7 protein-coding genes are annotated in these 6,553 nt (G+C 65.5%); 1 reads left to right on the top strand and 6 read right to left on the bottom strand.

Annotated elements, in window-relative coordinates:
- Positions 1-154: 154 nt before the first annotated feature.
- Genes WU80_RS23695 through WU80_RS23705 form a run of 3 tightly spaced genes read right to left on the bottom strand, consistent with a single transcriptional unit; the run spans position 155 to position 2,935 of the window.
- Positions 155-1,435 (bottom strand): DUF427 domain-containing protein, encoded by a 1,281-nt coding sequence (locus WU80_RS23695; RefSeq protein ID WP_055405070.1) that lies wholly within the window; start codon positions 1,433-1,435, stop codon positions 155-157.
- 22 nt (positions 1,436-1,457) lie between these two features.
- Positions 1,458-2,282, bottom strand: a complete 825-nt coding sequence (locus WU80_RS23700; protein WP_231633900.1) for an SDR family oxidoreductase — start codon at positions 2,280-2,282, stop codon at positions 1,458-1,460.
- A gap of 41 nt (positions 2,283-2,323) precedes the next feature.
- Positions 2,324-2,935 carry a TetR/AcrR family transcriptional regulator gene (locus tag WU80_RS23705; RefSeq protein ID WP_055405068.1) on the bottom strand — a complete coding sequence of 204 codons (612 nt, stop codon included), beginning with the start codon at positions 2,933-2,935 and terminating at the stop codon, positions 2,324-2,326.
- Positions 2,936-3,090: 155 nt separating this feature from the next.
- Between WU80_RS23705 and WU80_RS23710 the strand changes: the two genes are divergently transcribed.
- Entirely contained in the window at positions 3,091-3,900 is an 810-nt protein-coding gene (locus WU80_RS23710) for an SDR family NAD(P)-dependent oxidoreductase (RefSeq protein WP_055405067.1), read from the top strand.
- A gap of 6 nt (positions 3,901-3,906) precedes the next feature.
- Here the strand turns inward: WU80_RS23710 and WU80_RS23715 are convergent, their stop codons facing one another.
- The 3 genes from WU80_RS23715 to WU80_RS23725 all read right to left on the bottom strand — a co-directional run.
- Positions 3,907-5,034 carry an acyl-CoA dehydrogenase family protein gene (locus WU80_RS23715; protein WP_055405066.1) on the bottom strand — a complete coding sequence of 376 codons (1,128 nt, stop codon included), beginning with the start codon at positions 5,032-5,034 and terminating at the stop codon, positions 3,907-3,909.
- A 1-nt stretch (position 5,035) separates the two neighbouring features.
- Positions 5,036-5,677, bottom strand: a complete 642-nt coding sequence (locus tag WU80_RS23720) for a nuclear transport factor 2 family protein (RefSeq protein WP_055405065.1) — start codon at positions 5,675-5,677, stop codon at positions 5,036-5,038.
- A partial coding sequence (locus tag WU80_RS23725) for a class I adenylate-forming enzyme family protein (RefSeq protein ID WP_156371846.1) occupies positions 5,674-6,553 on the bottom strand: 880 nt, incomplete at its 5' end. The genes WU80_RS23725 and WU80_RS23720, both read right to left, overlap by 4 nt.

Consider the following 6,553-nt stretch of genomic DNA (forward strand, 5'->3'; position numbering starts at 1 on the left):
GGTAGCGAATGGCTGGCCAGAATCATCTATTCCTTTTCGACTGTCAATCAAGGTCTGACCTTCGATATGACCAAGCCGGCCACGGTCCGCCGCTACGTCGAGAAATTCGCGATCAACGGCCTGCGCTGACGCGGCCACGAATACCGCATGCCCATCACATAGCCGTGCGGCTGTCGCGACCCATCGCCGCGGGCTCGGTCGCGAACTCTCGCACCATCGCCTGGATCGTGTATGACGCGGCGAGCCGACCATCTCGGGCGAACACCCGGCCGTCGCCCTGCACAAGCCCGCGTCCCGACCAGATCGCGTGGTTGGTGTACAGCAGCCAGTCCGTGACATCGACGTCGTCGTGAAACGCGATGGTGGCCTTCATGATTCCGGTCGACAAGGTGGCATGCGCGCGCGCCTCACCCAAGCCCGGATGCGGCAACATGCCTGCGGCGATGGTCCAATGCGTCGTCGACTGGGCCAGCAACGCGGCGTTCAGGTGGGCATTCGGTGGCGCATCCCGGAATCGCACCCACGCGTTGATGATCGGCGGGCCTACCCGATCGGGATCCGGATCGTAAGCTCCATCGACCACCCGAATCTCGCGTCCGGTCATCCCGAAGCCCTGGAACGACACCGCCGACTCGGGTCCCGGAACCTGCGGCATCGGCTCGGAGTCGCGCATGACGTCTTCGGCCCCGGAGTCCGCAAGCACGATGCCTGCGCTGCGCAACACGCCCAGCTGGCTGATGCGGATTTCGGCCGACGAGAACGACCTCCCTCGGCGAAGCATGTCGACGGAAAGGTCGACGGGCGCGTCGAACGAGGCCGCTTTGATGAAGATCATCGATACCGACGTGACTCGTTGCCCGGGAAGCGCTTTCGATGCGGCGACGATCGCCTCACCGAGCAGCTGACCGCCCTCGACCACATTTCGACGCGTAGGCCCATGAGCTGGTCCGATGAACCCGCTTTCGGACACCTGCTGAACATCGATGATTCTGCACAGCTCGTCGGCGTCTCCCCACAGCGGGAATCGCACAGGGACCTTCGAGCCGTCTGGCCAGTCTTCGACGATGACCACACGCAGCGCGTCGTCGTAGAAACTGACGTGGCCCGCGATCGCCGAGACCTCAGGCAACGGAGTGGGGTAGGCCCACACGACGTTCTCGACACCGGAATCCGCCCCGTCAAGGCTCCAGTAACTTGCCCGGCCCTTGAACGGGCAGACGGTGCTGTGGTCCGACGGGCGGAGCAGCTCCCACCGCACGTCGGATTCGGGAAAGTACAAGCGGTCCTCGTGGTCGGTCTCGGTCACCACGAGGCACCGGTCGCTCTGGGCAACGAGCACATCACCGAACCACACCTGGCCTCGGTATGGACACGGGGTCGCCTCGATCCGGTAATCGGGGTAATCGGGCCACGCCGATTCGACTTGCGTTGACATCACTACCCTCTCGTCGCCGGCCTCATCCCGTCACCGTGCGCCGCGGCGACGACGGTGGACGAATTGCCAGCTGCTCGAGGCCGACGGCGGGAAAGTTCAATGCGCTGGCGAATGTTCCCGCCAGCATGTCGGCGACGTCGTCGGGCGACATCAATGTCTCCTGCAAGAGGCCGCGCGCCACCCAATCCTCTACGACCACGCCCAGCAATTCGGGGTCGAACGCCGCGGTGAACTCCGTCGGAACGGTGCCGCCCACGGTCACACAGCAGTAGCGAAAGCGGGGATGCTCAGTGCGCCAGGCATTCAGGCTTTCTGACAGCGCGGCTTTGCTGGACGAATAGGCGCCCAGCGCGGTCCGCGGCTGGCCGACGGTTTCGGAGGAGAGGGCGCCGACGATCGCGGCGGGCGCGAGCACCGGCAGGCAGCACTTGATGACCTGATGCACACCGACGACGTTGGTCTGCATCACCTCCATCCAATCGTCGACAGAGGTGTCGGCGAACATTCTCAACGGCGCGTACCCCACCGAGATGAACAGCAGGTCGATTTCGCCAAGGCTCTCGCGGGCCATATCGGCGAGCCGCGCGCAGTCGTCAGCGTCACGCACATCCGCGCTGATGGCCGCGCCGCAGCCGGCGGCGGCGGCGACCTCGTCGAGACGGTCTCGTCGGCGCGCCGCGATAAGCAGGTCGGCGCCCTCCTTGCCGGCACGGACGGCGAATGCCCGCCCGATCCCGGCCGATGCGCCCACAACCACCACCCGCTTGCCGGCCAATGTCCGTTCGCCCATGCGCTGACCACCGATCGAGAATCCACGTGTCGAAAGCCATCCGACGTTGGAGAACAATAGTACATCTATTGTTCAGTTGAGCGGCGCTGGCCCGTTCTTCAGCGAAGCCCGTTGATCGCGAATGTTTCCACGTAGCGCCGGACAGTATCCGGCTTGGACATGTCGAACGTCTGAGCCTCGTTGACGGTCGAGAACGACCAGATGATGCGGGCCAGCCATTCGCTGGCCGCACTGACGTCGACGCCGGTGCCCACCTCGCCGCGCTCGCGCGCGGCCCGCACATAGGGTTCGAGAAACTGCGTGGTTCGCCGGACCGCGGTGTCACCGTCGGAGATCATGTGCCGCATCAGCTCGGCATCGTCGGCCATCAAACGGTTCCGTGTGCGATGGTCCAGCAAGATTCTGGCGTGGGTTTCCGCCATCGCTCCGACCTGCTCGGCCAGCGTGTTCTTCTTGGCCATGGCGGAAGCGACCTCTCGATAAAACCGCTGCGCACCGAATTCGATCGCGGCGTCGATGAGCACGTTGCGGTCTTCGAAGTACCGGTACACCGTGCCCCGCGACACGTTGGCTTTCCGCGCGACGTCCTGCACGCTGGTGCGCTCGATGCCGAGCTGGGTGAAGCATTCGTTCGCCGCCTCGAGGATCTGGTCCCGGCGATCGAATTCCCCGTCCGACTCCAGATCGGACGGGGCCGGTTTCGTCGACATGTCGCTCCATGCTACGCGACAAATTCGCGCCTGGTGTTCCATTCAGAGGCTCAAACGTAGCCGGACGGCGGCCGCAAAGTAGTCATTGCAACACATGGCGTACGTCTGTTTAGTATGGCTGTCACCGGCGGTGACGCCAGAAACGAGGGCAGCGCGTGGAGCTTGGTGTGGCGGGACGCAACTTCGTTCTCGTCGGCGGGACGACCGGGATCGGGTTCGCCGCCGCCGAGGAGCTCGCCGCCAATGGTGCCAACGTGGCGCTGCTGGCTCGGAATCCAGAGCGCGCCCGAGCGCGGGCCGAGCAGTTGACCGCAGACTACGGGGTGGGTGCGGTCGGGATCGCCGTCGACGCCGCCGCTTCCGGTGATGGGGTGGATCGCGCCATCGACCGCGCGGCCGCAAGCCTGGGCCCCTTGCGCGGTCTGGCGGTCACCGCGGGACCGATGAAGCAGCAGGGGCCGTTCCTCGAACACGGTGACGAGTCGTGGGACTGGTATTACCAGTTGATTCTCATGGGAACGGTGCGGTCCTGCCGCGCCGTCATCCCGCACCTGCAACGCAACGGCGGCGGAACCATCGTGACGACGGCCGCGTATTCCGTTCGTGCGCCGAAGGTTCTGATTCCGCCGTACAACGCGCTGAAGGCTGCGGTGTTGACGCTGTCAAAGATCCTGGCGAAAACGCATGGGCCCGACGGCATCCGGGTGAACACCGTGTGCCCGGGACTGTTCGACACCGAGGTGAACGACTTCATCCGCGCCAAGCGGGCAGAACAATACGGGGTGGCGCTCGAGGACGCGATCTACACGCACCTGGCCAGCAACCCGGACTGGAACATGCGTGTCGCCCTCGGCCGTGGCGGTCGTCCCGAAGAAGCGGGCGAGCTGATCGCGTTCCTGCTCAGTGACAGGGCAGGGTTCATGACGGGCGCGGCCGTCAACATCGACGGCGGCACGGACTTCTGACGCTCTTCAGATCCCGATCTCGTCGGCGAGCAGCTTCCGGTGATACGAGGCGTCGCCCAGCAGATGTCCCGACGATTGAGCACGCTTGAAGTACAGATGGGCAGGATGCTCCCAGGTGAATCCGATGCCGCCGTGGACCTGGATGTTGGCGGCAGCGGCCCGGGCATACGCCTCCGAACTGCAGGCCTTCGCCAACGACGCCACCGCCGGCAATTCGGGCGAGTGTTTGGCCGCGGCCTGCACCGCGTAATAGGCCGCCCCGCGAGCACATTCGACATCGAGGAAGATATCGGCGCACTTGTGGCGGATGGCCTGGAATGAGCCGATGGGCTTGCCGAACTGCCTGCGGGTCTTCGCGTAGGCGACGGCCATCTCGAGACATCGTTGCGCGCCGCCGACCTGTTCGGCGGCCAGCGCGGCAGCGCCGAGCGCGAGGGTCGAGCGCAACACCGCCTCCGCGCCGCCCGAATGACCGACGAGCGACACCGGCGTAGCACTGAATTCGATGCGGGCTTGTCTTCGGGTCTGGTCCAGGGTGGACAGTGCGCGGCGGGTGACGCTGTCGAAGCGGTCGACGGCGAACAGCGACAATCCGGAGTCGGTATGGGCGGCCACGAACAGCAGATCGGCGCTGCAGCCGTCGAGGACATAGGTTTTGGCTCCATCCACCACCCAGCCGCGGGCCGTTTCTCGCGCCCGCGTGCGGATCGCCCCGGCCTCCCAGCGGCCCGACTCCTCGGTGACCGCCAGGCTGGCGACGGTCGCTCCGGACGCAATGCCCGGCAGGTACCGCTGTTGGGCGGCGTAGTCACCCGAATTCAGCAGCGCGCTCGACGCCAGCACCGCCGACGCGAAGTACGGGCAGGGCACCAGGGCCCGCCCGAGCTCCTCGACGACGACGCCGAGTTCGACGAAAGTGAAGCCCTGCCCGCCGAATTCCTCGGGGATCGCGAGCCCCACCAGGCCCAGCTCGTCGGACATCTGCACCCACAGCGAGGGGTCGTAGCCCAGCGGTGATTCCATCTGGCGGCGCACCTGCGCCTCGTCGGCCTTGCTCTCGAAGAAGGAACGCACGATGCGGCGCAACTCGTTCTGCTCATCGGTGAATCCGAATTTTATTTCCTGGCTTGACATCTCAAGACTCCGCAGTCCCGCGCCCGGTCGGGCTGACGCGCGGTGCTTGGACACCCCGGCGCAAAGTGCGCAACCACTCACCGACGGCGGCGGGGGCTGGGACCGGTGCGTCGAATCGTCCGGGATCGGCGGCCCAGAACTCTTCCCACGAGGGAAACGCGTCGTGGAACGAGCCGTCCTGGCCGGAGCTGCCGGGCCAACGCACCTTCTGTGGACCGACAGGCGGGTCGGTGATGTCGCTCCGGTACCAGAACAGCGGGGTGCGGCGCGCGAAATACCAATGGCCGGAACGCCGTTCGTAGCGGTCCAGATAGGCAAGCATCTCGATGAACCACGCGGTCTCGGTTTCCAAGTCGTTGCGCGAGTAGACAAGTCCGCTGGCCGTGTCGGCATCGTGGACGTCGATAACATGGCCGAGGACACCGTGCGCGCTGCCCAGCAGCGTCGGACGCACCTCTGCGTCGTACCATTGGCGCATCGCGTCGCGGCCACGGCGTTTGCCCGGCACCCCGACGTCGTCGACGAAAAGATTTGCCAGGGAATCGAAGTCACGCATGTCCAGCGCCACCGCGTACCGTGCCGCCAGCTGACGAATCTCCTCGATGGCCTCCAGTCGTGCGACCCGCGCCTCCAACGTGGTCATGCCAGCTCCCCCGAGGTGACAAGCTGCACCAGCCGGGGCTTGTCGATCTTGTTCGTGGTGGTGTACGGCAGCCGGTCGGCGTCGGGAAGGATCACCCACCGCTTGGGGATCTTGTACGCGGCCAGTTCCTTTCGGCACGCCGCGATGAGCTCGTCTTGTGAGGTGTGCCGCCCTTGATTGAGCACGACGACGGCGCAGACGACGGCGCCCTTGTCCGCGTCCGGAACGCCGGCGACATAGGCGATCCGGACGCCGTCGACGCCGCAGATCACCGCCTCCACCTCCACCGGTGCGACGTTGGCGCCCGAGGTCTTGATCATGTCGTCGGTGCGCCCGGCGAAATACAGGAACCCGTCATCATCGAGGTATCCGGCATCCTTCGTGTGATACCAGCCGTCGGCGTCGAACAGCTCGCCGTGCTGCCGTCCGACCATGCCGCGCATCATGGCCGTTCCCCGCACGCAGATTTCCCCGACCATCCCGTTGGGCACCTGTACGCCCGACTCGTCGATAACCTTGTGCTGATAACCGGGAGCAGAAACCCCGAGCGAACCGCGCTTGGTTTCGGGCACCGGTTCGTGTGGGGGCCACCAGGTGTGCGAACTGCAGGTTTCGGTCATCCCAAGCTGTGTGACCAGCAGCGACGGGTCCACCGCGCGCAGTTCCGGCGGTAACAGGACTTGGTGGTATCCCGCGCGCAGACTTGACAGATCGGTGGACGAGAAGTCGGGATGATTCGCCAGTGACCGGCCCACGTGGGGGAATCCCGTTGCGTAGGTGGCCCGTTCGGATTCGAGCAGGCGCAGCACGTCGCCTGCGTCGAACTTGTGCTCGGTGAGAATGGTGGCGCCGGTCTGCATCTGTCTCTTATACACA

Source organism: Mycobacterium sp. UM_11 (assembly GCF_001414075.1).
Taxonomy (GTDB): Bacteria; Actinomycetota; Actinomycetes; order Mycobacteriales; family Mycobacteriaceae; genus Mycobacterium.

What these genes read in the sequence shown, in the direction of transcription:
- WU80_RS23695 (WP_055405070.1), bottom strand. Translation starts at nt 1,435, where the DNA reads ATGTCAACGCAAGTCGAATCGGCGTGGCCCGATTACCCCGATTACCGG.
- WU80_RS23705 (WP_055405068.1), bottom strand. Translation starts at nt 2,935, where the DNA reads ATGTCGACGAAACCGGCCCCGTCCGATCTGGAGTCGGACGGGGAATTC.
- WU80_RS23715 (WP_055405066.1), bottom strand. Translation starts at nt 5,034, where the DNA reads ATGTCAAGCCAGGAAATAAAATTCGGATTCACCGATGAGCAGAACGAG.
- WU80_RS23720 (WP_055405065.1), bottom strand. Translation starts at nt 5,677, where the DNA reads ATGACCACGTTGGAGGCGCGGGTCGCACGACTGGAGGCCATCGAGGAG.